This window comes from Stieleria varia (genome assembly GCF_038443385.1).
In the GTDB taxonomy this organism is placed as follows: domain Bacteria; phylum Planctomycetota; class Planctomycetia; order Pirellulales; family Pirellulaceae; genus Stieleria; species Stieleria varia.
Genome location: NZ_CP151726.1, coordinates 6,569,814 through 6,596,489 on the forward strand (window position 1 = coordinate 6,569,814; position 26,676 = coordinate 6,596,489).

Here is a 26,676-nt window from a genome sequence, read left to right on the forward strand (position 1 = left end):
GCTGGGCTGATGAAAATGAGCTGAAACGGCTGGGGCTGGATTCCCCCTCGGGGTGATTTCCATCATCATGCTCGGTATGGACAGATCAATGCAGAAACTTGCTCAACTGCTGGCGGATGTTCGGCAGGGCGATAACGACGCGATCACCGAATTGTGGGAAAGCTACTTTCAACGCCTGGTGCGACTTGCCGCAAACCGATTGCCGGCCAATTTGCGACGCAGCGGTGACGAGGAAGACATCGCGTTGTCGGCCTTCAACAGCTTCATCGCCGGTATACAGGGCGACCGATTTCCCGACCTCAGTGGTCCCGATAATCTGTGGGGACTGCTGATCACGCTGACGGGGAGAAAAGTTCATGCCCATTTGCGACATGAGACTCGACAAAAACGCGGAGGGGGGAATGTTCGCGGCGAATCCGTCTTCATCGACCCCAGCGGAAATGATCGCGGTGGCGGGATTGGCGGAATCGTGGGAGAATCGGCGACCCCAGACCTGCACGCGGAGTTGGCCGAAGCCTGTGACGAGCTGTTGGACCAATTGCCGGACGAACAACTGCGTCAAATTGCTATCTTAAGAATGGACGGCTTTTTGGTCGATGAAATCGCTGAGATGCTGGTTCTGAGCAAGCGGGCGGTCGAACGCCGATTGCAGTTGATCCGAAAAACTTGGGCGGAAGCGGTTCAGAGCGACTAAAGAACATTGAATACAAATGGACCTTAGCAATTTATCCGCTACCGAATTGGCTTTGCTCGACGCCGTGTGCTTGGAGTTCGAAACGCAGCTTCGAAAGGGCGAAACCGTTTCGATCGACGAGTTGGTCCGTCAACATGGCGGCAAAAAAACCGCCCAGTTGCTTCGCCGCGAACTGCAAGCGATTGCGGAGGAGATTGAAAGTTCAAGAGCCGCCCCACAGATTTTTGCGGTGGCGACCGACAGCCATCCCCTCGTTAACGATGATACGCATCCGGATTCGACTCAAACCATTGCAATGGCTCCGCTGACACAGGAGGACGATTCAGTTTCCGGGGAAGTTGCCGATGCGGAGGCCGGTTGGCCCAACGTGGCCGATGGGTCCCATTTGGTGGATGAAGTCAAGCCGTTATCACAGTTCCAGCCACCAAACGCCGTCTCCACCGAAAATCCTGGCAGTCATCCCAAGGTAGCAGCACAGCTACCCGAGCCGTTGAAACGCCAGATGCCGGTTCCCGGTAATCAGTTTGGCCCCTATCGATTGACGCAGTCATTGGCCAGTGGCGGCATGGGAACGGTCTATCGAGCGACCGACACTCGACTGAATCGTACGGTTGCGATCAAAGTCTTGACGATGGGGACGACTCGACGCCGCGAGTTGACGGAGCGTTTTGAGCGAGAGGCACGTGCGGTCGCGGCGCTGAGCCATCCGAACATCATCGAACTGTTCGACGTGGGGGTAGCCGGTGACTTGCCCTATGCGGTGATGGAGTACCTCGACGGTCCGACGCTCGCTCAGCGGATGCAGCAAGGGTTGTTACCGATCGACGATCTTCGCGAGATCGGGGCGCAGATCTCGAGCGCTTTGGTGGCAGCACACCAAAACGGCGTTATTCATCGCGACCTCAAGCCGCAGAACATCATGCTCGTCTCGTCAGGTGAACACGCTCATCGCATCAAACTGCTCGATTTCGGGCTCTCGCGAGCACTGCGAGATGACTTATTGGGAGGCTTGGAGGACGACTCCAATCGGACACGTGCCGGTACGATCTTGGGGACGCCGGGTTACATGTCGCCTGAGCAAGCCAGAGGAGAGTCGGCCACCAGTGCTGCGGATATTTTTGGCCTCGGTTGTATCCTTTACGAAGGATTCTATGGAAAGCCTGCGATCGAAGGAAAAAGTGTTGCGGAACGATTTGCGGCAACGCTGACCAAGACTCCGGTGCCCGACCCGATCCGTCGCTGAGAGGACATCGCACTTGCCGACTTGATCGACAAATGCGTCGCGTCCGAACCCACCGATCGTCCCTCCGCCGCGGAGGTTCTGACCCTACTGAGGACGGCAGGGCCGAAGTCGGATTCGCTGCGGGCGATGCCGCATGCCGCCATCGGGCGCCGCCGTTTCGGACTCGCTCTGGTTGGCGGAGCAGCGGGATTGGTCGCTGCCGGCTATTGGATTTCCGACGCAAGTGACGAATTGGCGTCGATTCAAACACTTGCCGTCCTATCGTTTGATGATCAGTACTCAAGTGACATCGAAAGCGGGATTCCGCTGGGCGATCGTGATATGACCGCGGGCGAAAGGATAGCGGCAACACTAGTCAATGAGCTTTCACGAATCGACCAGATCGGTGTCCTGCCGTTTCGTCCGATGAAGATCAGTCCCGGTGACAGCTACCAGAGTTTGGGTGACAAACTAAAGGTCGATGCCTTTGTCGCTGGCTCGATTCGCCAAAATGCCGGTACCGACCAGGGTTTTGTGGAAGTCACGCTACAGATCATTTCCTCGAAATCTGGCAATCAGCTTTGGAGCGAAACGCTTCGACGTCCCGCCGATGACTGCATGCTGAAACATTCCGGATTGGCCGGAGAGATCGCACAACGAATTGGCAAACGCCTGACGGCCACTGTGAATCAACCCTCACCGCCCTCGCGGGAGCTCTACAACTGCTATGTCGACGGGAAAGCCAGAGCGGATATCGAGAGTGTCGCTGGACTTCGGCAGTCGTTGATGTGTTTTCAACAAGCGCACGACGCGGCACCGGACTCGGTCGATCCACTCGCGGCCATCGTGACCACCTCGCTGACACTTGCTTCGCAGAGTAGCCAAAGCGAAGCGAACGAATACATGCAGACCGCATTGGTGAACTTGCAAAAAGCCATACAGCTAAAACAAGAGACCGTCGAGTTGCAATTGGCAAAGGGAGCGTGGGAATGGCAAAAGCTGAAACACTTTGACGAAGCCGAAAAGATCCTCGGCGAATTGTCGCGTCGCCAGCCCTACCATTGGCAAGTTCAACATCAATACGGACTGTTGTTGGCGGCATTGAGTGAAGACACATTGGCACGCAAGCATCTGCAGGACGCTGCGTTACTCAATTCGATGTCGCTGGCAGTCAAAGTCGATCGCAGACGCCTGGACTGGTTTCGTGGATATGACGTTGAGGCGCTCAGCGGCACGAAGACTTATCTCGACTTGGGTACCTCCGACGCGGGCAAATCCGACATCGGCAAATCCGACGCACTGGCTCGTGGGTTGATGGTCGACATCCTGGAGCAACAGGGCGACTACGACCGGGCCGGAGAAGTATTGCGATGGGAGACGCCAGCGTTGACCGAGGCGGCTTACTACGATCGCCGCTCCGAGTCACTTAAAGAGACTCCGTACGGCCTATTCGGCGATCGGCTCAACCAAGTCATCTTGGACACGCGGCGGGGCAAAGAACTCACCGCGGCAGACCTGGAGGATTTGCAACTTGGTCCATTTCCGATGTTTCCGTTGCTTTTCGCCCGTCACCCGGCCTTTGCCCCAGCCCGATTGCTGCCCGAAGCAAAGCAGTATTTGCCAAACCCCCATGCCGTTTGACGCAGACACGCCACAGCGAATTCGAAAAAGCGGCGAATGCGGAAAACAACGAGCAGTATTATTTCGTGTTGGCAGCTAAACATCTCCGGAGAATCAACTATTCTGTGTGCGTGGCCTTCGCCACTTCGGGGCTTCGTATTCCCACAGGGTCTCAGTTGAAGGACTCCTTGACGATGTATTCACGTTTCGACTCAAACGCCTTGTGGACCTATTTCTCTCTTTGCCGAATTAACGCCCGTTCGTAACTTGCGTTGCTTTCGTGCGGTACGCAATTCCTGTGAGCCGAAGGCGCTAGCCACGGGCTTCGCAGGGTTGGATCGTTACCTCAAGGCCCGCGGCTAGCGGGCTGTTGATTTAATCGAAATTGGGAACGCAAGGGTGAGCCGTGGGCCGTAAGGCACCGGGCAATGCGGTAGGCCCGGCCGCTTACGCGTCGCGGCTCACTAAATCAACGGCCCGCTAGCGCCGTCGGCTCACTAGATCAACCGTCCACTAGCACGGACGATTCATCAGTCTCAAACGTACTCGCGTCCACATTCTAACGCATTTGCGTGACCTCCGGGCAATATCGCGTTCTGGCTGATGCCAAAAATGCGTCCAGTTGTTCGCAACGCAATTCTCCAGTGAGAGTTTGACGCAATCATGACCGGCTTGGTTCCGTCACCTGAACCAATATCCGGACTTTCACTTTGGTGGGCCGTTTCGCGTACATGTCTGTTCCTGCGCAATTCAGTGCGAGGCTCCAGACACGTTACACACTCAATGGCTCACCTTCTCTTTTGGGGTGAACTGCAGCGCTCACTCGTTCCCACCTTCACGTGTTCCCACCAGCCGACACGATTTGTCATGCCGATCCCAAATTATTTCCGTCGTGCCACATCAACAGACAAACACCGTCAGCGACGACGTCAAGTCACACGTTTGGCATCCCGACGGAGCCTTGTCGAGACTCTGGAACAGCGTCATCTGCTGGCCGCCAATCCGCTCAGCGCGGGTGAGTCAGCCGCACTCCGCGATACCGTCGCGGCAATCGAAAGCTTTGGCAATCGTTTGGACCAATTCGGCGACTTCGCAAACTCACTCCCAATGATCGATTTCACGATCGGTGAGCAAGTTAATATCGGTGGCGTTTTTCAAGAATCGTTTGTTGCCCCGATTCAAAGTCTGTTATCGGGCAACAATGCGACCCAAGAAAACCTGACCACCAGCCTCAACACGTTGTTGGGAACGTTACCCAACGTGACGGGAACGGTGACGCCGAATATCACGGCGACGGAATTCAGCTACACGATCGATGCCAGTTACGAACGATCGATCACGACCGAGTTTGAACTCGCGAAGTACTTTCCCAATAGCTTGATCACGATCGCGGACACGTTGGAGGCGGAACTCAAGTACACGCTTGATTTCAACATCACGTTTGGATTTGATCGAACGACGACCACGGCCTCGGCAGGATCGTTTGTCAGTTTCAGTGACGACGCAAATGAAAACAAACTGACGGCGGAGCTAACTTTTTCGCCCAACGTGGCACCGCTGGCCGCCAACCTGGGAATCCTTGGCATCACCCTGGAGGATCCCACGGCGACGATCTCGTTGATGGCATCGTTCGACACCATCGATCAGCCGGGCATGCAAGCAGGTAGAGTCACTCCTGCACAACTTTTGTCGACTGATCTTTCGTCTCTGATCACGATCACGACCCCCAATGCTCCCGACAACGAGTTCACGCTGGAGTTGGATGTCAAAACGACGCTTTCGGGGGCCGACAACGGGACGGCTAAGATCTCCGTAACGGACAGTGACTTGTTCGACACCACCGCGCCGACTTTCTCGGTCGATGTCGGCGAGCTCGCGAGCTTCCGCGCGCTCTCGACGACCGGCTTGCTCTCAGCACTCCAACAAGCCGGCAACACGCTCGGATCGCTCAAAGCGTTTGAGACAGACATTCCCTTCACCAAAGGAAAGAAGCTTAGCGAAGCGGTCGATCTGGCTGACGCGTTCGAATCCGAGGTAATCGCGCCGGCGACAGACTCCGAAGTCGAAGGTCAGCCCGGCTTCACGAGCTTGCAAGATTTTGTCGACAAGGTGGCTGACAAAGTCGAGTTTGTGATCCCACCGGACGCGATCAACGAAATCATCTTGGACTTTTCGTTCCTGCATGTATTTGACATCGCCTCGTTTGGGATGGATTTCGGCTCCGGTCTCGGAGATCTGAATGGATTTGAACTCGACGCCAGTACCAGCCTCAATGTCAGCGCGGACGTCGGCGCGGACTTTCAGTTGGGCATCAAGCTCACTCAACCGGGCGCCAACTTCGGTTTCGGTGACAGCACTTTGCTCAGCTCCCTTTTAGGAGGCAATGGAATTCCGTCGGTCGCTGGCATGGCGGACTTTAAAGTCACGCTGCGCGACGGCCAAAGCAAAGAGATCGACTTGACGTCCGTCTTGACCATTGGAGACCTCAAGACAGCGCTGAGTTCGGGTAACTTGTCCGAGTTGCAGATCGGCTTTCAGACCTCTACTGATCCGATCACGGGCGATGAGTTTAACGAAGGATTGAAGCTGATCGATCCGACGACGGGCACGGAAAACAGCAGACTCAAAATCGAGATGCTCAACGGCTCATTGGCGGCAGCGTCCCTGGGGCTTTTGGGAGTCGGCACCGAAGGAATCTTTGTCGGTGAGGATGGCAAGATTGACGACGAGATTCATGGGATGATCACCGGCGCTTTGCACGGAGAAAGCATCGCGGACAACCTGTACATCAAACAACGCGAAGAAAATAGCGTGTTGCTGCCGATGTTCTCGGCGGGCGTTCAACTGACCGCTGACATCAACGGTTCGGCGCAGCTCGGATTCCTGGAGTTGGGCATCCAAGACGCGACAGCCGTGGGGCTTGTCACGGTGGATTTCACCCCGCCAGACCCAGACGCTAGTGGTGAGATCACCGGCGCGGAGATCATTGATCTTGCCGGTTCACTGGGCAATGAAATCATCGCTCCCAAGGCAATCGATTTCGATCAAGCGAGCGACTACAGCAGCAACGTGGAGATTGCCTTTGAACTGACCAATGACACTTCGCCAACACTGAACATCCCCTTCACGGTTCCCTCCGCATCAGACGCCGATGACGTCGAGACGATCGTTCGCGCGATGAACGACAGTTTGAGTGGCTCATCCGACCCCAACGCGTCGCGTGTGCGTGTCGGTAGTGCGATGGGAATGCTGACGTTTACACTGCTGGATCGAACCGACATCCGCAAGATGACCGTCAAGGGAGGCGGGGCGGACCAGAATGTCGTGCTGCTGGGCTTGAGCGAAGACACGTCCATTTTCGTGCTGCGACCAGAACTGAAAGGCTCGGCTCACTTCGACATCCCCTACTCGATCGGGCTCAGCTTGGGCGGCCTGACGCTGCCGGGCGAACAACGGTTTGAATTCGATGTTCCGGATCTGTTCCACGTTGATTTGGCACTCCCCGGTTCGCTGGACCTCGACTTGTCGGGCATCGGAGATCAGCTCGATCGCTTACGAAATCTCGACGCGTCGGATGTTTTCGATGCGATCAAGGGCGCGTTTGATTTACTGAAGGGACTGGAGGGCTTTCAAGACGCTGCGTTTTTGAATGAGCCGCTGCCGCTGCTGGACACCGACCTCCGTTCGGTTTTGGATCTGGCGGTGACGTTCGGCGATTTTCTGACACAGTTGGACGCCAGCCCAGTCACCGGCATGGGACAGATCGACGATCACTTGGAGTCGCTGTTGGGAGTCACCAACGACGATGCGGTGCAACTGTCGCTGGACACGTCCGGGGCGAATCCAGCGTTGAGGATTGATTTGTTGCTGACGGTCGGTGCAGGTGGACTTGGATTCGGCAGTGTGGCTCCGCTGCAATTTCAAACGCCGGTCAGTATCGATTTGGCGGACCTGGGTTCGAGCGAGTTTTCGAATTTGATCGACGCCAAGGGATCCGCTGCTTTAAACTTGCACGGACTGGCAGAGCTGAACGTGTCGCTGGGGATCGAGCTGCCCGACAGTGGATCGCCGATCCCGTTCTTGTATGACTACGACGATGTCAGCGACACCGGAACGAACTTGGCATTGTTAGTCAAAGCGAACGCGTCGGAGATCGAGTTCAATGTTGCAATTGGACCGATCGGCGCATCCGTCGTTCAACATCCTGGGCAATCGCTGGCCTTCAGTGGAAACGCGGGTCCGGGCAACGAGTACGCGCGATTCGCGATCGAATTGACCGATGTTCCGACAGGCGACGATGGACGGCACTTTTTCAGCGAGTTGGCGTTGACCGGTCCAAACGGTTTGTCTCGCGACGACTTTGATTTCGCCGGTGCCGGTAGCGTGACCTTCAACGCCGACTTGGACTTCGCCGGTCTACCGACGTTCCCGGTCGCCTTTGCACTCAACGACATCGGTGCTCTGACTCAGCCGGGTGGACTGCAGCCGAGTGATTTTGTTTTCACGATCAATGGTACAACCGCCGACGCAGCGTTGGGCAGCGTGAAAGACATTCTTGCGGGTGATTTTGACCTGCTGTCCTTCGTCGGCGGCTGGGACGGTGCGTTTGACTTGATCATCGACGCGATGGAGGGCGAAGTGTTCGGGTTGGAGTTGCCATTCATCGGCGACAAACTGAAAGACCAAGCAGACTTTTTGAGGCAAATCAAAGACAGCGTCTCGGCCAATTTGGGCGACAACGTTGCCAATGAAGAAGGCGGGCTATTCACCGAGATCTTTGACGACATCCGCCAAGACATCTTGGACGGCATCGGTCCCGGCGGTATCAACTTGCTGAAGGATCTGACGGGCGACGGTGCGGTCACCATCGATGATGTCGTGATCGATCTGATTCAACCTGGTCCCGGTGTCGAATTTGAAATGCTGATCGGCAGTGACCTGGGCAAACTTCATTTGCCTATTGGTTTTGATCTGGGCATCCCCGGTTTGGCTTTGGAGATCGACGCAGAGGTGGAAGCAAGCCTCGGGTTTGAGTTCGGCCTCAAAATGGGCGTCGACCTGGACCATGGATTCTTCATCGACACCAACGCCAGTTTCTTGGAAGTGTATGTCGATGTTGCGATTCCGAATCTGAACGCAACGGGTGAATTGGGCTTTTTGAGAGTCGATGCGAACCTGTTGGCCGACGATGGCAAGCAAGCTCAGGCGGTAGCGTTGGTCGCTAAAAATCAGTTGGAAAGTTCGCAGTTTCTGATCACCAGCAAGGCGCGGGGCAGCCAGTCGAATTTCGATGTTCGGCTTGTCGATGACGACGGCACGGGAACGACCTTTGCATTCAACGCGTCCGACCGATCACTCACCTTGGAAGTCACCGCCGCGACGACCGCACAAGATCTGGTGGCTTTGATCGGTAACGAACCAACGCTTTCAGCTCACTTCAGCGCCGCCTTGGTCGGCACAGGTGCTGGAATCGTCGATTCTAATCAGCGTGCGCTGGGCGTCGCAAACAGTTTCGTCGGTCAGTTCACCGTCGACCTGATCGATCCCGCGCTCGACGGTCCCGCAGACGGCTTGTTGTCTTTCAACGAGATCGTTGCAGTCGACTCGTTTGACGAAGTCTTGCAGATCGGTGTGCTGGCCTCCGCCGCATTGGACATGCACTTGTACGCTGGTTTTGGGGTCAGTGCGAATTTCCCCAGCATCACCACGGAGATGAGTGTCGATTGGGAATTCGAACTCGGCGACAACGTGATGCTGCCGACGGTTCACTTCGTCAACATCGAGTTAGCAATAGGTGAATTTCTGTCTGGTTTCGCGGGCGGATTGTTCGAGCAAGTCGACTCGGTGCTGGCGCCGGTTCGCCCGATCATCAATTTCCTCAGCCAAGAGGTGCCGGTGGTTTCGCAACTGACCGGAGGACCGGTGACGATTCTGGATTTGATTCGCTTGCAAGGCGGACCGGTTGCCAAAGCGGTTTCGTTCATCGAAGCGGTCCAGAAGCTCGACAACATCATCTCCAATATCCCGGATTTGGGTGACTCGAAGCTGCCGATCGGCAATGCAACGTTTGACCCGAACAAAGAATTCGACCAATTCACGATCGACGGTGGTCTGGTCAACGCGTTTGCGGCGATGAAGAGCGCGTTCACGACGGTGGCCCCCGCCCAAGGCGGTTTCGATCCGAACAATTTTCTTTCCAGCGACGAGGACTTGGAAAACACGGGCGACGACAAGCTGAAGCTAGGTTTTCCGATCCTCAGTCCCGCCAACATTCTGGGATTGTTTGGTGGCGAAGTTGTGGATCTGTTCACGTTGGAACTGCCGACGTTGTCTTTGGACGCAAGCATCAAGAAGTATTTTCCGTTGCCGCCGTTCCCGATCGTCGGAGTCGAACTGGCGGGAAATTTCGAAGCCAAGGCAGACTTTGCATTCGGTTTTGACACGCTGGGAATTGAACAGTTCAAACAGTCGGGCGATTTCGAGGACGTCATCAACGGGTTCTACGTCTTTGATCATGAGAACGCCGATGGCAGCGGCGAAGACATCCCGGAAGTCGTCCTGAGTGCCTCGGTCACGGCCGCGGCAGCACTCAACGCGGGCATTCTCAGCGCCAGCGTGGGCGGAGGTATCTTTGCCAACGTCGATTTCAATCTTTACGACGGTGACGATGACGGCAAGATTCGACTCGTCGAGTTGCTCGACAGCGTGCTGTTGGGGCCGATCCATATCTTTGATGTCAGTGGCAGCTTCGATGCCAAGTTGTTTGCAACGGTGACGATCGATCTTGGGTTCTTTGAGATCGATAAAAACTTTGACATCGCCACGGTCAATCTGTTCAAGTTTGACCTCCCTCGTCCGGACACGAGCGCTGCACCTTTGGCGGAACTGCAAGGTTCAAACTTGGTGCTCAATATCGGTTCTCGCGCCGGTTTGCGTGACTCAACGGGTTTGCTGGGAATAGGAAATGAGCAAGCGGTGGACTATCGACTTTTCGCGGGCCCGGATCCCGGCGACATCTTGGTGGAATCGTTCGGTCGATCACAGCTCTACAAGAACGTCACGCAGATCACAGGTACCGCTGGACGCTTCGACGACACGATCATCGTCAGCGAAGACATCACCATTCCGGTCACACTCGATGGCGGTGCTGGCAACGACTTGATCATCGGTGGCAGCGGAAACGACGTTCTGATCGGCGGGCTTGGATTGGATGAGCTGCGCGGTGGACTCGGTAACGATCTGCTCAGCGGTGGTGCAGGACGCGACAACCTGATGGGTGAAAGCGGCGATGACGAACTGCTCGGCGGAGACGACGCGGATGTTCTATCGGGAGGCGACGGTGAAGACATTCTTAAAGGCGAAGCCGGAGACGATACGTTGCATGGCGGTCGTGATGACGACTTCATCTCGGGCGGCGCGGGGAAAGATTCGATCTTCGGCGATGGCGGCGGAGACACGATCCAGGGCGGCGATGATGACGACACGATCCAAGGTGGAGACGGTGGAGACACCATTGATGCCGGCGGCGGGAATGATATGGTCTTTGGCAACTCCGGCAACGACATCATTCATGCAGGACTTGGCAACGACGTTGTCTTTGGCGGCGTCGGTAGCGATTTGATTTATGGCGATGAGGGCGACGACCAACTCTTTGGTGAAAACAGCCGTGATGTGATCTACGGTGGTCCGGGCAACGACTTGATCGAAGGCGGCGCGGCATCGGATGACTTGTACGGCGGCATTGGCGATGACCGATTGTTCGCCAACACGAGCGACACGAGCGTGGTCGATGAAGCCAGCCACCTGTTGGTCGGCGGCGGCGGCAACGACTTGATCTCGGCTGCCTTCCCTTCTTGCAGTATCACGGAATTCGATTGCTCATTCGACAACGTTATCTTTGGTGATGGCGTCAATGATGAACTGGGTTCCGTCGATGCGACTCTGGATGGTGACGATATCATTCGCACCGGTGACGGCAATGACACGATCACCGCTGGCGGAGGCGATGACCAAGTCTACGCCTCGCTGGGAATCGATTTGACCGCCGCTGACATCGACTGGGTGGATGCCGGGACCGGCAATGACATCGTCCACACCGGTCATGGCAATGACTACATCATCGGCGGCTACGGTGACGACGAGTTGTTTGGTGGAGTCGGCAGCGACGTCATTTGGGGCGGATTTGCTGTGGAAGGCATCACGGCAGATGATTTCAATCGTGGGGAAAACGAAGACCCAGCGCTGATCGAGCAATTCTTTGAACTTCCCCCTCGATACTTGCAAGCCGAAGCCAGCTATCCGACCGGCTACGTGCCTCCCTTGATCACGCCACGGTTCGCTATGGGGCGTTCGGTCGATGGTGTCGAAGGTGATGGAGATGACAAAATCGAAGGTGGTCTGGGGATCGACTTCCTGTTCGGTGGAGCTGGCGTCGACGTGATTCTCGGCGGCGATGATTCGGATTACATCGACGCGGGAGCCGGACACGACATCAACGTCCGAGGTGGCGATGGTGACGATGTCGTCCGCGGTGGTGCTAACAACGACGAACTGCACGGCGACGCGGGCATCGACCAGATCATCGGCGACGGTGGGGACGATAGGCTGTACGGAGATTCGGGAACGGCAGGCATCCAACTCGGACAACGTTTGTTCGGCGGCGACGGCGGTGATGTCTTGTACGCGTACGCAGACGGAATCAATCAGAACAGCAGTCAAAATGCTCTGGACGGCGACCAACTTTTTGGCGACGCCGACGGTGACACGCTGTACGGCAGCTTGCGCAAAGAATGGTTGTTCGGCGGCGCGGGCAAGGACTTGCTGATCGGCGACTACTTGCGCGGTAGCGATTACCGCCGCAACACCGCTGCGGACACGACCGGCGCCGACGACCGGATGTTTGGTGACTCAGGCGAAGACAAATTGTTCGGGGGCGGCGGCAACGATGAAATGTGGGGCGGCGGCGATTCAGATTATTTCGACGGACAAGCCGGCAACGACACACAGTACGGCGGTAGCGGCAATGACCTGTTCATCGTCTCGGCGATGCGTGTCGGTCAGGAAGGAGTCGATGTCATCGACGGTCACTATGGCAATTCAGTCCAAGGTGACTCGCTGGACGATTCGACCGATGTGCTCGTCATCAACGGATCGGAAAATCACGACATCATCGGTCTGAGCCAAGAAAAGCCCGGGACGGGGAACCGGTTGCGAATCGACTACAAGTCCGGCGTCGCAGTGAGCCGACCGATCTACGTGGATTGGCTCAACTCGGCCGGACAACCGTTGGTGGAGCAGTTCCAGATCGCGGGTCTGGCAGGCGATGATGTAATCGGATTCGCGGGCGTGCATCCCAATCTGCTGCCATTGGTGGAACCCGCTATTTCTGATCCGCTGGATTTGTCGCTGTTCGTCAGTCGCAGCAGTGAAGCCGTCGCGACGATCGAGGGCAACAGCGGCAACGACACGATCATCGGTTCGATCGCGGGCGATTTGATCAACGGCGGTCCCGGCAGCGACACGTTATACGGTTTCGCCGGAGACGACAGCCTCAGCGGTGACAACCTGGATGGGTTCATCGGTGACCACGACGTGATGTTTGCCGGTCAAGGCAACGACGATCTGATCGGCGGTCAAGGCAGCAACGAAATGTACGCATGGTCGCTGCGTCCGTACTTGGGAACGCTGGCCGATTTCAAAAACAACGGACCGGATTCCAGCTTCGGCGTTTTCATCGATGAAAGCGGAACGGTTTTGGGAACGGACTTGAACGGCAACGGCAATCTGGACGTGCTCAACGGCCTCGGACAGCCCGTTGATATCCTGGATGAAAACAACCAACCGATCCCTGCGGCACGACTTGAATTCACCGGCCTGAACCGATTGCTGGGCGGTGAACGAAACGACGATTTGTTCGGCGGGACGATTCTCGATTTCATGCTCGGTCGTGGTGGCAACAACACGCTGTACCGCGTGGATGGATCGACGTTTGAGTCACTCGGTGGCGCGATACCCGGTAACGAATGGAAAGAATACGCCAAAGACACCGGTCAAGTCTGGTATGTGGGCGGCACCAACGCGGACGATGAGATCTCGGTCAACTTCGTCACCGAACCCGGCATTTTGTCCGACCACCACTTGATCACCCGTCTGACGGACAACAACGGCAACTTCACCTTCGACGCCCAAGTCCGCTTAGATTTCGATGCGACCGATGCGGATGGCAATCTGATCTGGAGCCCCCAGCAAATCGCCTTCGACTACCAAGCTCTGCGTGATGCCCAGGACGCACTCGATCCCGAATTGGAGATCGCTGCGACGCTGGAGCGGAAAGCGGAATCGGCACGCGAGAATCTGATCAATCACCTGCTGCCGCCCGAAGGTGATTTCCTGGCGATCATCATCGATGCGTTGGACGGAAACGACAAGATCATCGTCGGGCCGACGGTGCAAAAGTCCGTTTGGATCGATGCGGGGGCGGGCGACGACGAAGTCACGATTCGCGGCGGCAACGCGATCCTGGCCGACCGCGCGGAGTCTGGTGAAACCGCTGGATTGCGAGGCAATAACGATGCACCCGAACGCGCGTTCTCGTTGACACGTCCTGCGGGAGCGCCGGTGAGCGATGCGAGCAAGACCAGCCCCGTCGTGATCACCACCATCGACACCTCGGGGCTGTTGAACGGGCAACCAGTAACGATCGCGGGCGTCGGCGGAAACTCCGCCGCCAACGGATCGTTCTTTGCAAAGGTCACTTCGCCCACGACATTTGAATTGTATTCCAACGTCTCGTTGACGATCCCCGTCGCGGGCAACTCGGACTTCACCAGTGGCGGCAACTGGACGACTTCCGTTTTGCGTGCCCTGGATGGAACGGCAGCAAACTCCGATGGCTTGCTCTTCAGCGGGCTGACCATCGACAACGCGACTGACATCGACTGGTTCGCTTTCGAACTGGCGGCCACTCCCGGCGCCAACGCCGAAATTCAACTCGTCAGCGGCTCACCGATCGATGAACTGGGCTTGGAGATCTACGAGCAGGGCACTGACACGAACAATCTGGCAAACCGAATCAACGCAGGGTCGTTTGCGACGACCGGTGACAAGAGTTCGATCTCGATCGCCAGCAGCCTTGTTGTCGGCACCACCTATCTATTGAAAGTCACCAGTCCGAATGTTGTCCCAACGATCTATGACCTGCGGATCAATCTGTCGGGGACCGAGGATCTGGATGCCTTGTCGGAAATCCCGGCGATCAAGCTCGGAGTCCGCAGCGACGCGGTGCGCCGTGATTTGATCTTGGGCGGCCCCGGCGATGACAAACTGCTCGGCGGTCCCGGCAGGGACTGGATTCTCGGCGGTCCTGGCAACGACGTCATCAGTGGCGGTCTGGACCGCATGGCGAGCGACTTGCTGTTGGGCGAAGAAGGCGACGATACGTTCCAAATCATCCCGGATGAACTGCCGCGGGTTGGCAACCAGCCCGACTCGTTGTTTGACCCGGTGACTCAAAAGTATCGTCCGACGGCCAACGACATCATCGACGGCGGTGTGGGCACTGACCGCATGCTGTACGTCGGCGGTGACCTGGATCGCCGTGGTTTCCCCGTCCCCGACTTTGCGGCACTGAAATACAACACGCAACTGCAACGCTACGAGTTCTCGAGTCTTGTTTGGGACATCGGTCAGCAGCAATTCACGCCCGATACGGATGTGACGAGCGGCAATCAGTACCTGCGTCAGTACCTGTTCTATCAAACGAAGAATATCGAAGGGACGCACGCGGTCCTGGGGCAAGGCGACGACAGTTTCCACGCGGATCCCAGCTATCTGTTCCCTGGCAGTGCCGTGCCCGAGGAATGGGGGATCGCACTCGGCGATTTCCAACAGGGTGCCGTTGCCGCATCGTTGAACATCGACGGTGGATTCGGTAACGACGAACTCTTTGGCGGAGCCCTGGCGGACACGATCAGCGGCGGACCGGGCAACGACCTGATCATGGGTGCGCAGGGCAATGACGAGCTGTCAGGTGATGGCGGCAACGATACCATTTACGGCCTCAGTGGCTCAGAGGCCGCGCGTATGCCCACGAGCGTCCGTGCTCAAACGTCCTTTGGATTCAGCGAGCCGTATCGCTATTCACTTGTCGCTCCATTCTTTGCTTTGCCTGAGGCAGGACGCCCGGGGGTTGATCTCAATGCACTGCGTCCTGTCGCGCACTACTCCTTCGATAGTGCCAGCGACATTGGTGATGACGTTTCGGGGCGTGGCCATGACTTAACCACAACGAACGTCACATGGTCCAGTGACGGAATTTCGGGCGGCAGTGCTCAATTCACTGGCCAAAGCTCGGTATTGACCATCGGATCGACTGGAGTCGATCTGGGTACGACATGGACGGTGTCGGCTTGGTTCAAGGGTTACGTTGACAGTAACGATTGGAATGCTCTTTTTCATGGTGTTCAGAATGATTACCAAATCATTGTTCATGCGAATTCGGAAAACCTTGGCTCATATTCCTCGTCTCAGGGCTTTATCGACAGTGGCATCGACTTTTCGCGGGCAGGCCTGGGAGAAAGTTGGCACCAGATCACGGCCGTCGGCGCTGCAGGGTCCACCAAGTTTTATGTCGATGGTTTGCTGGCCGGAGAAATCAACGCACAGATGCCCGGAAGTGTCCTGAGCATTGGGAACTTTGCAGCAGGAACTCAACAGTTTGCCGACCAACTTGATGAAGTCTACCTGTACGACAAAGCACTCACTGCCAGGCAGGTGGCGGAGCACTTTGCAACGACGCAACTTTCTACGAATACGTCCATTAACAATGATGCATTTGGGTTCGGCGGAGCTGGTGCCGACGACCATCTTTCGCAACTCAAGTTTGTCGGCGACTTCAATGGTGATGGGCTCGATGACTTCATTGCCAGCAGTGATACCACGAGCTACGTTCTGCTCGGTCCAGTGCAGATAGACGCTTTGGAACAGATCGACCAATACGCGGACATCATCATTGACCATGCGAGTCTCGGAACGCCGTCGCGTAGTTTTGGTGACATCGACGGAGACGGTTTTGCTGATCTTGCGTTTGCACAGAACGTCAATGGTTCACAGGTAGTCAAGGTCGTCTTAGGCGGCGAGACAAAGAAGACAACGGACGCTCAAGGTGCCGTCAGCGAAGCTGCGTGGGGCCGTGTTTGGGATCTGGCATTCGTCGCGTCGAGTTTCAACAGTCCAGCGGTCACAAGCAGTTTCCGGGTGATTGATCTTGACGTTGCAAGGCTATCTGCAACGGTCAACTTAGACGTATTCGACATGACCGGCGATGGATTGGCAGATGTTGTGGTGCTTGCTAGTTCAACTGACGGCGCGAGTTCACTGGAGGAAGGTGTTTTCGAAATCGGCTATGTATTCTCTGGTGCGACACTTGAATCGAAAGCCAAACTGAATCATTTCGATCAAGTGGGCAATCTATTATCAAAGGACGAGTCGCCAAATATTCAAACGACTGTTCTTAAGGATCAGAACGGCGATGGATTCGATGAGCTGCTTTTCGGAAACCTGCAGCTCGACAGTGAATTGCTGAAATCCAGAAACCAAACTTTCGACACGTTCTACTTCCCGGCCCAAGTCGCAACTTTCGAAGGGAATCAACCAATCGATATCGTGCTGAATGGACTGGCGGTCAGGATCGATGTCAGTTTTGATAAAAAGAATGCCGCAAACAACACGACCGATAAGATCGTTGAGCAAATCAATGCTAAGATTCTGCAATCACCGCTCGCAGGGTTGGTCATTGCAGAAAACTTCGACGCTGGCGATGGCTTTGAACGAATCCTTTACAGTACGCCAAATGGAGCAAGCGACCGGATTGGGCTCCTCGTCTTTGGACGCAATGGCGATCCAATCTCCGTTCCGACCACGGTTTTCCAAAGTGCTGTCACGAATTCGACTTCGCAGCCGATCACCGATTTTGGTACGACGTTTTCAGAGATTCGTATTAACGCCGCAACGCTCGCTTCGAATTTGAAGGTGACCATTGATTACACCCATACGTACAATTCTGATTTGGAAGTCCAACTTGTCTCACCCGATGGAACGCGGGTCAAACTCTTTTCCGGCATTGGTGGTGTCAGCGACAACTTCAACTCGACTCTCGCTGATTCTGCAGCATCTTCGATCAATCAATCTGGTATCAATCTCGTCAACGGTTCAACCTATCGCCCCGAGCAAGCGTTGGCGTCATTCAATGGGATGTCCGCCTATGGCACTTGGAAACTGGAGATCACAGACAGGTTTGGTGGGGACCAAGGCACGCTGAACTCGTGGACGTTGGATTATGACTACACGGTTGCAAATGGATCTGCTGGCGGGAGCATCGGCGAGGCATATCAAAGTTTCAGTACGCCGTCTATCGGAAGCTCATCCATTGCAAACTTGATGAATGAGCCGAAACTCGGTGGCGGTTCAAGCCTGACCCAGTTTGTTGTCGCAGTCAACGAATTCGGCACCTCGTCGTCGCAAATCTTATCGCTTGGCGACGTGAATAACGATGGATATGGCGATTTTGCATCTGCGACCCCGACCGGAATCGATGTTCACTACGGAACGCCAAACGTTACTTCGACGAGCCCGGTCGCCATTGCTATTGCGGGAGCAAACCTCACGGCCGCAGCTGGTGACTTTGATCGCGATGGCAATGTGGATCTCGCGGTGACAGCGAACGACGGTTCACTATCCAATATCTTCATCTTCCATTCCATTGCCAGCCTGGGTTCAACGCTTACGCTGACCCAAGCTGACTTGATCCTGCCGTTTTCACCCGGATCAACTTCGGCAGAATCAAGTGTCAACCTACGGTCGTACGATCTGAACGCGGATTTGATCGATGATTTGGTGATCTCCGATAGTAGTGCCGCCAACGCGAGTGGCAGTCTTGGGGCCGGCCAGATCTATGTCGTGTATGGCGCACGCAAGACGATTGAGTTGCCAACGAACAACATCGGCGATCTTGAAAACTTCTCCGTTCCGGGCATTGGTTCGTTCCTGGTGGATTCAGGAACGGGACGGCCAGAGAAGTTCTCAAACGCGGGGGACTCGTTTGAAGTCGTTTCCGCAAGCGATGAGAAGTGGTTCCGTTTCGCGACACTCGGGGACGGTAAGGAAGGTGACTACATTCATGTCATTGATGAGTCGCCTGTCTTCAGCGATGCCTTGTCCGCAGATTTGCTTGATGTCAACGGAGGAATCATTGCGTCTGATCAACGTGCGTTTGACTTGCGCGTGATTCCAGCGGGGACCTATTTCTTGCGTGTGCGTTCGACGCAACCGACACCATTTACGATTGAGTCCGATGCACCAGCGAGCCAATACTCCGGTTCGTCCACGTTGCCAGACCGCGACTTGATCCGTGGCGGCGATGGTGACGATACGATCTATGGGAACAACGACATCGATCAAGTCTTCAGCGGCAGTGGCGCCGACACCGTGGTTGCAGAGTCGATTGAAATTCGCGACGGAAGTCCTGGCGATGCGACGTCAATGCCACCGCTATCGGAGCTCATTTCGGGAGACACTCATGTAGCGTTGGATCCGATCGTGAACGAGATGCTTGGGCCAGACATATTTCTGCCACGATCCGAGTTCTTCACGTCAGCGATCTTTGCAGATAACTTTTCAGAACCATCACTTGATCCGTCAGACTGGACCGTCACTGATTCGGCAAGCATTGTCGATTCGGCGATAGCGTTGCGGAATATTAGCAACAGTGCTTGGTCGAAAACCTATTCCGGCATCCATTTGGAATTGACATTCGATCTTGCGGCAGGACTTGGATACAACCAACCTGAAGTGGCCGACAAGTTCTTTGTCGACGTTGACAGTGGAACGGGTTGGGTTGAGGTTTTTGAGAAACCGGGAACCGGGGGCGACATACCCTACCAACGAATTACCATTCCGTTGGTGGAATCGGGAAACGCTCGCTTCCGATTCCGCTCCATTGGAACCGCGGGAGATTTCGACTACTGGTTCGTCGATAATGTGGTCGTCAATAGCAGTACTCCAGTCGATGTTCATCCCGTCGCCGACGCGCTCGGCGTGCCAACGACGCTGGGAATTGACTTGCGATTGCGACTTGGCGGCGACATTCGAATGTCAGACCTTGGGTCAATCACTTCACTCGACGCCAGCGGCCTCGGAGTTCGTTCGCTCGATGGCATTGAGCATCTGCCTCGACTGCAAAAACTGGATTTGTCGGATAACGATCGATTGGACGGAAATGGAACCATTTCCGGATTGAGTTCTCTGGCGGAGCTAAAGAGCCTTCGCACCCTGGATCTGAGTGCGAATGCAAATCTGACGGATATTGGACCGTTGGGTGAAGTGGCGAGATTGCGAGAGCTGTATCTCGACGGCACCGGCATCGATCCGATTCAAGATCCATCAGGCCCCGTTGCGTACAACGGGTCCATTGCTGTAGTTGGGACACCGCAGAATCTCGATGGGGAATCCTGGAGACTCAATGATGATCCGGCTATCACAGATTCAACGACCGTTGCCCATGTGACAATTCAAGGAACGACGACTCCCGGTAATGTAGAGTCCGAACTCTTTACGTTTGAGGTAGGAGCAAATTCTCGGATCATCTTAAAGGCCATCAATTTCCGCGGCAGCTTGGCCTTGGAAAATACTGGTGGTCAACTTGTCGATGTTGTTGCAAGCCCGAGTGTACCAGCCGATCTTGAGATCGATCAGATCGTTACCACAGCGGGAACCTATAGCATTGCACTTTATGACGATGGTGTGAATGGTGTTCCTTTCATGCTGCATGTCTCCGTGCAGAGCCAGGCAAACTACAGCCTCCCCTCCGCAGCGGTGGAGTTGGACCAACTGGAGGTGCTAACGCTGCCAGTGGCGGGTTTGCAAAGTCGCCAGAATCTGACGGGAAAACAAGGAACGCAAGCAACCATTACGACTGCGGCGTCGGGTACATGGACCGTGTCCAACTCGGTGGGCACGATAATCGCAAGTAGCACGGTCAACGGAAGCATCATCACGTTCACACCGACTGATGCGGGGGTATACACCATCTACCACGACACGATCGGCTCGTTCCCTTTCATCGCGCACAACGTTGCACCGGAGATCAGGAATCTTCCCGCCACGATCGCGTTGAACCAGGGCAACGTCCGTTCGGATGGTCAACTGCTGGCATCACCGTTTGCCATCGTGGACGCAGGCGTGACGACTCGACAGGTGACCGTCACGGAAAAGGCCACCGGCATTGTGACGGATTTGACGACCGGTTCACTGGAAATGAACGACGATGTCGTGGAATTGGATACCGAAATCCTGGACGGAGCATCGGATGTGACGGTGGCATTCTGGATGAACAGCGCCTTGGCCGAGGGGCAATTCGTCTTGAGTGCCGCAAATGATTCAAATGACAATGAGTTTTTGATTGGTGCAACGAGCACAGGAGTCGCCGTTTATTCGGGCGGAGGCTTGGTTTCGTCCGATGCCATTGCATTGGCAAATGCGTGGCATCATGTTGCCGTTGTGCGAAGTGCTACGAATGATTCCGTGGAGTTCTACGTCGATGGGCAACGGCGTGGAGTCAGAAACATCACCAATCTGGACGTGTTGACCGTTCAAGGACTGGTTCTTGGTCAAGACCAAGACGTCGTTGGGGGAGGTTTTCAAGCCAGTCAAGATTTCGTGGGGAACCTCGACGAACTGGCCGTTTGGCGACGAGCCCTCAATGGTGAACAGATCAAAGCCCTGTTTGACAACGGTGTCGTGGGAACGGAAGCCGACCTGGCCGCGTACTTCCCGCTGAACGAATCTGGCGGCGATGTCATTCATGACCGCAGTCCGAACCGACGAGATGGTGTCGTTCGTTCTGTCGACACGGGAACCGAGTTCACCTGGTCGACCGACAGTGGCGTTGCGGACAAGGATTTCCAAGCGTTGGTTCCCGGAGATTACGACCTCGTCGTGATCGCGCATGATACCGACGGTGCATCGGATCGTGCGGAAACGACCATCGTCGTCAGCAACGTGGCGCCCACGGCGTGGATCACTCCAGGCGTTGACTTCACCGTCAAAGCGGGCGACACGGTTTCGCTTGATGCCTTGGATGCATTGCTGCCCTCAACGGATCCGGGCGACGATGCGATGACTTTCCAGTGGACCGTCACCGCAAGTGTGCTGCCGGAACCCACCGCGGCTGCTCCGGCCGCCACGGGAGAGACATTCGAATTTGTGCCAACCGTTGCCGGTCGTTACACCGTGACCTTGACCGCGACGGATGTCTACGGTGCCGAGTCGACGGACACGGTTTCCGTGAATGTCAATCCGACGGCGCCTCTGCTGGCCATCCAATCGGGAACGGAAGGCGACGTGATTCGGTTCAATGCGTCCGGCGGTTCCGAGTTGGCAAACGGTGTGCCCCGTTCGTATTCGTGGCGTGCCTACGTGACCGCCGGAGTGAATGAAATCACCGGTGACAAGTTCGATTTTGCCTTCTTGCCCACGGACGATGGTGTCTACACGGTCGAATTAATAATCACGGACACGGTCGACGGTGTGAACTACGTTTCCGCCGCCAGCACGACTTCGGTAACCATCGGCAACGCAAATCCGATCTTCGACTTTGGTGTTGCGACGACCGGCGTGGAAGGAACCCCGGTCACGATCACTCCGACGGTTTCCGACCCTGGCTCGGCGGACACCTTCACGTATCTTTGGGAAGTCCGCAATCAGAACAACGTCCCCGTGTTCCTCAGCGCCAACGATCTGCCATCAGTCGTTTTCCTTCCCAGCAACAATGGAGATTACACGGCCAAGCTGGTTGTGACCGATGACAATGGTGGCGTTACCACGGCAACAACAACGGTCGCGGTCTTCAACAGCCCGCCCACTGTCTCCGCGATGATCACCACTCCGTCAAACGTTGCGGAGTACGAGCCGAATGATTCTCGACTCACTGCACAAGATATTGACGGCGAAAATTGGACGCTGGCGAACAATCCCAATGTCGAACAGTCAACCAGTATTCCCCATGTCTCGATCACGGGCACCGGCGACAACTCGATCGACTATTTTTCGTTCACTGCGAACGCTGGTGACCGCGCGATCTTTGATATCGACGCGAATTCCTTCGATACGGAGTTGTTCTTGTTCGACGAGGCTGGCATGCTGCTCGCGGCCAACGATGATAACATTGGCCCCAACGACGCAGGGCAGGGGGACGGTGTCAGTTCGTTCATCGATTACACCTTCCAATCTTCTGGCACGTTTGTCATCGGTGTGTCGGGATACAACAGCAAAGCTGAAAACGGCGAAATTGTTCCAGACGGTGTCGGAGGCCCCATCCAGCCAGGTGAAACGTACACACTGCATGTTTCGATCGAGAACCACCAATACAGTGAAAAGACGCTGCGTGTGCCCGAGTTGCAGAACGGCAACCTAGTGGATTTCCAGGGGACGTTCACGGACCTAGCCGGCGGAAACGACGAGCTGTTCGATGTGCTTTGGGACTTCGGTGACGGCACCACCTCTAATTTCCTTTCACCTTCCCACATCTACGCGGACAGCGGCGTCTACACGGTCACTCTCTCAGTGACGGACAAAGACGGCGGGGTCGGTGTCGATACGGTCACGGTCATGATCGACAATGTGGCACCGCTCAACCCCATCGTGACGGGACCAACGCAGTCCAGCGAAGACACCGTGGTCGAATTGTCTGGTACCGTCAGTGACCTCAATGGTTTGCTAGCCAGTGCAACGGACCTCGAACCGTTGCGCGCGACGATCGACTTTGGAGATGGGGGCGCACTACCGATCTTGCTTCGTCCGGTCACGACCCCGGCCCAAGACATTGCATTCGCAGAAGTCGAATTGAACAATTCGTTTGCCCAAGCTCAATCGCTGCAGAATGCCAGTTGGAACTTGCAGTCGGTCGTCGGATTCACCAACCCAACAACGATTCCGCACGTCAGTGTCGAAGGCACGATGGAGTCTGGCAACGATGATTACTTCTCATTCCAAGCGGTCGCCGGTTCGCAGATCACTTTGGGGCATTTCGCCCCTGGCATCGGCGACACCGTACGACTGTTCGACTACACAGGCGAAGTGCCTGTCGAGATCCAGGCGATGACGTCGACCGCCGCAAATCAACAATTAGTGATCATTGCCGTGGCGGCGAATTCTGGTCAGTACGTGATACGGCTCGAAACTCCCAATCCCGCGGCCTATTACCTTCTTCGCGTCTCGGTTGAGAATCATCCTGTCAAAGGCGTACCCACTGGCGACTACACATTCACGTCGAAGCACGTTTTCGCCGATCCCGGCGTGTACGACGTTTCCATTCGTGTGAGCGATGATGACGGTGGAGTGAGTGTTTCGACACCACACCAGATCACGATCGTCGATGGAACGCCGCCAACGGTGACGGCCGACTTGATCTCGCCGGATCCTCGCAACACTCCGGTCAGCGACATTGAGCTGTCCTTCGGCGAGCCGGTGACCGGTTTCGACCGTGCCGATCTGTCGCTGACGCTTGACGGCGGGGCCAATCTGTTGGCCGGCAGTGCGGCGACTTTGACGGATAACGGAAACGGAGTTTGGACGCTCGGTGGCTTGGCCGCGTTGACCGCGACGGAAGGAAACTACGAGTTGTCGCTCGGGGCCGCCGCCTCAGGAATCGCTGACCTGCTGGGCTCCGACTTGGCCAATGATCTGTCATTGACCTGGACCGTCGACACCACGGCTCCGGTCGTGACGGTCAATACCCAGTCCACGACCAGCGGCATGCCGGGATTGACCGGCACCGTCGATAACACCGACGCAACCATTTTGGTGACGGTCAACGGCTCGTCCTATCCCGCCACCAACAACGGCGATGGAACATGGAGTCTGCCCGCTGGCACGATCAACCCGCTGACCGATGGCGTTTATGAGATCGTAGCGGTCGCCACCGATGCGGCGACCAATCAAGGATCCGACGGGACGACCAACGAGTTGACCGTCACATCGGTGATCGAGTCTTTCGTCAGCATCGATCAATTCGGCAACCTTGTGATCGCGGACATCAACAGCGACAGCTCGCAGAAGCTGTCGATTCGTCGCGTGGGAGCCAACTTGGTCATCACCGAGAACTCCGCGACACCGCTGCTGTTCGGGACCAACATCGCTGGCGCATCCGGCGACACCACCAGCTCCATCAGTGTTCCGTTGAGTCTGATCACACGTGCGATTCAAGTGAACGTCGCGTCTGGAAACGATACGCTGACCGATGAGTTGGTGATCGATTACGCCAGTGGCGGATTCTTTAGCGTGCCCGGTGGCATCGATGTCATCGGCGGCGCGTCGGCGATGGACAAGTTGACCGTGACGGGTACGGGCAACACTGAGGCGGTTTACTCGATGGCGGTGGTTCCAGTCGGACAAACCCAATTGACTCTGACGGACGCCATCGGTTCGAACACGATTCGTTATGACCGGTTTGAAAACATGACGTTTGACGGCATGTTGTCGTTCACCGCTTTGGATGCTTTGAACATCGGCAGCGACTCACTGACGATCGGATCGGTTGACCCAGTAAATCTTTCGAATGTGACCATGATCAACGGCGGCACGCTGACGGCCGACACGCTGGCCCTGGGGTCGGGTGATTCGCTGACGGGATCAGGAACGATCAACGCTCGAATTGCTGGCGAAGCGGGTTCGCTGATCAACGCGACAGGGAATCTGACGCTGGGCAACGCCGCCGCCGATGACGGTTTCATCACGGACGGCGAATTGCGGACGCGAGAGAACACCGTCACGCTGCTGGATGCCAATCAAGCGGTTCTCGGGTCGCTGACCAAGTTGGGCAACGGCGCCAATCCAGGGACCATTGTTGCATCAAATGGCTTGCTGGTTGATTTCGGTCACAACGTGACCGGTCACGGTACATTGAACACGCCAAATGACATCGCCCTGTTGTCGATGGTCAACGGTAGTGTCAACGGAACCAGCGCGGCGCTGCCGATCACGTTGCCTGGTTACGTCAAAGGCAACGGGTCTCTCAACAACGCCAATGTCACCGGAACGTACAGCCCCGGATTCAGTCCCGCGGTTAGTGTCAACGGCAGTGTGGCTTACGCGGACACCGTCGACTTGATCATGGAGCTTGGCGGCACCACGCCGGGCAGCAGCGGTTACGATCAGTTGCGGCACACCGGTTCGGTGTCGCTCGATGGTGATTTGGAGATCGATTTGATCAACGGCTTTGTGCCAGCGATTGGCGATTCGTTCTTGCTGATGACGGCCGATGGCGGCGTGACGGGAGAGTTCGCCAATGTGGATTTACCGACGACGCCCGCCGGAACCGCTTGGCAACTTGTCATTGCAACCAACGAAGTCCGTTTGGACTTCGTCGCAGCCCCGCGTATCACCGAAGTACGCATCGGATCGACAGGTTGGAATCAGAATTTCCGAAACACCATCGATCCGCAGGGACAAGGGTTCCTGGTGTCGACCGGAGCGGGGCAGTTGTCCGACGTGCCCTTTACCAACGCCAATCAGATCTTCATCGAGTTTGACCAGCCGGTGTTCAACTCGACCGGCGGGGACCTACAGCCGATTGATTTTCAGTTGATCGGCTCACCGACGTTGGGAATCAATTACCAGATCAACACGGTGGATTTTGATGAGACGACGAACACCGCGATCCTGACGCTCAATGAATTCTTAACGAGCGACAAGCTGCTGTTGCACATCGCCAACGGGGCGATCACCAATGGGGATGGCGTCGCATTGGATGGTGCTTGGACGACGGGCAACACGGGTGCGTCCGGCGATGGTGGTGTCAATGGTCGGTTTGACTTCCGGTTCGACGTCTTGCCGGGCAACGTCAACGACGACTTGTTGACCAACACCACGGACCTTTCCGTGGTACGAAGTCTGGGGACTCAATTGGCCGGGGTCACGCCTCAATTCAACCCGAGAGCGAACGTCAACGGTGACCTGTTGGTCAACACCACCGACCTGTCAGCCATCCGGGCGTTGGGGACTCGGTTCCTATTCAATCTGGCCGATCCGAACCTGCCACCGGAGTGAGAGGAGGCACCGATGAAGACCTCTTCAATTTCATAAAGCG

At 56.0% G+C, this 26,676-nt stretch carries 4 protein-coding genes; all 4 read left to right on the forward strand.

Translation table 11 applies throughout. The features are described 5' to 3' along the window. Positions 1-88: 88 nt before the first annotated feature. The 4 genes from Pla52nx_RS22315 (at position 89) to Pla52nx_RS22330 (ending at position 26,636) form a co-directional block, all read left to right on the forward strand. Positions 89-694, forward strand: a complete 606-nt coding sequence (locus tag Pla52nx_RS22315) for an ECF-type sigma factor (RefSeq protein WP_231742538.1) — start codon at positions 89-91, stop codon at positions 692-694. A 16-nt stretch (positions 695-710) separates the two neighbouring features. After that, entirely contained in the window at positions 711-1,937 is a 1,227-nt protein-coding gene (locus Pla52nx_RS22320; protein WP_146522745.1) for a serine/threonine-protein kinase, read from the forward strand. A 21-nt stretch (positions 1,938-1,958) separates the two neighbouring features. Continuing rightward, positions 1,959-3,557, forward strand: a complete 1,599-nt coding sequence (locus Pla52nx_RS22325; RefSeq protein WP_146522746.1) for a tetratricopeptide repeat protein — start codon at positions 1,959-1,961, stop codon at positions 3,555-3,557. Positions 3,558-4,403: 846 nt separating this feature from the next. Beyond that, a complete protein-coding gene (locus Pla52nx_RS22330; RefSeq protein ID WP_146522747.1) occupies positions 4,404-26,636 on the forward strand; it encodes a PKD domain-containing protein in 22,233 nt (7,410 codons plus the stop codon). The last annotated feature ends 40 nt before the right edge of the window (positions 26,637-26,676 follow it).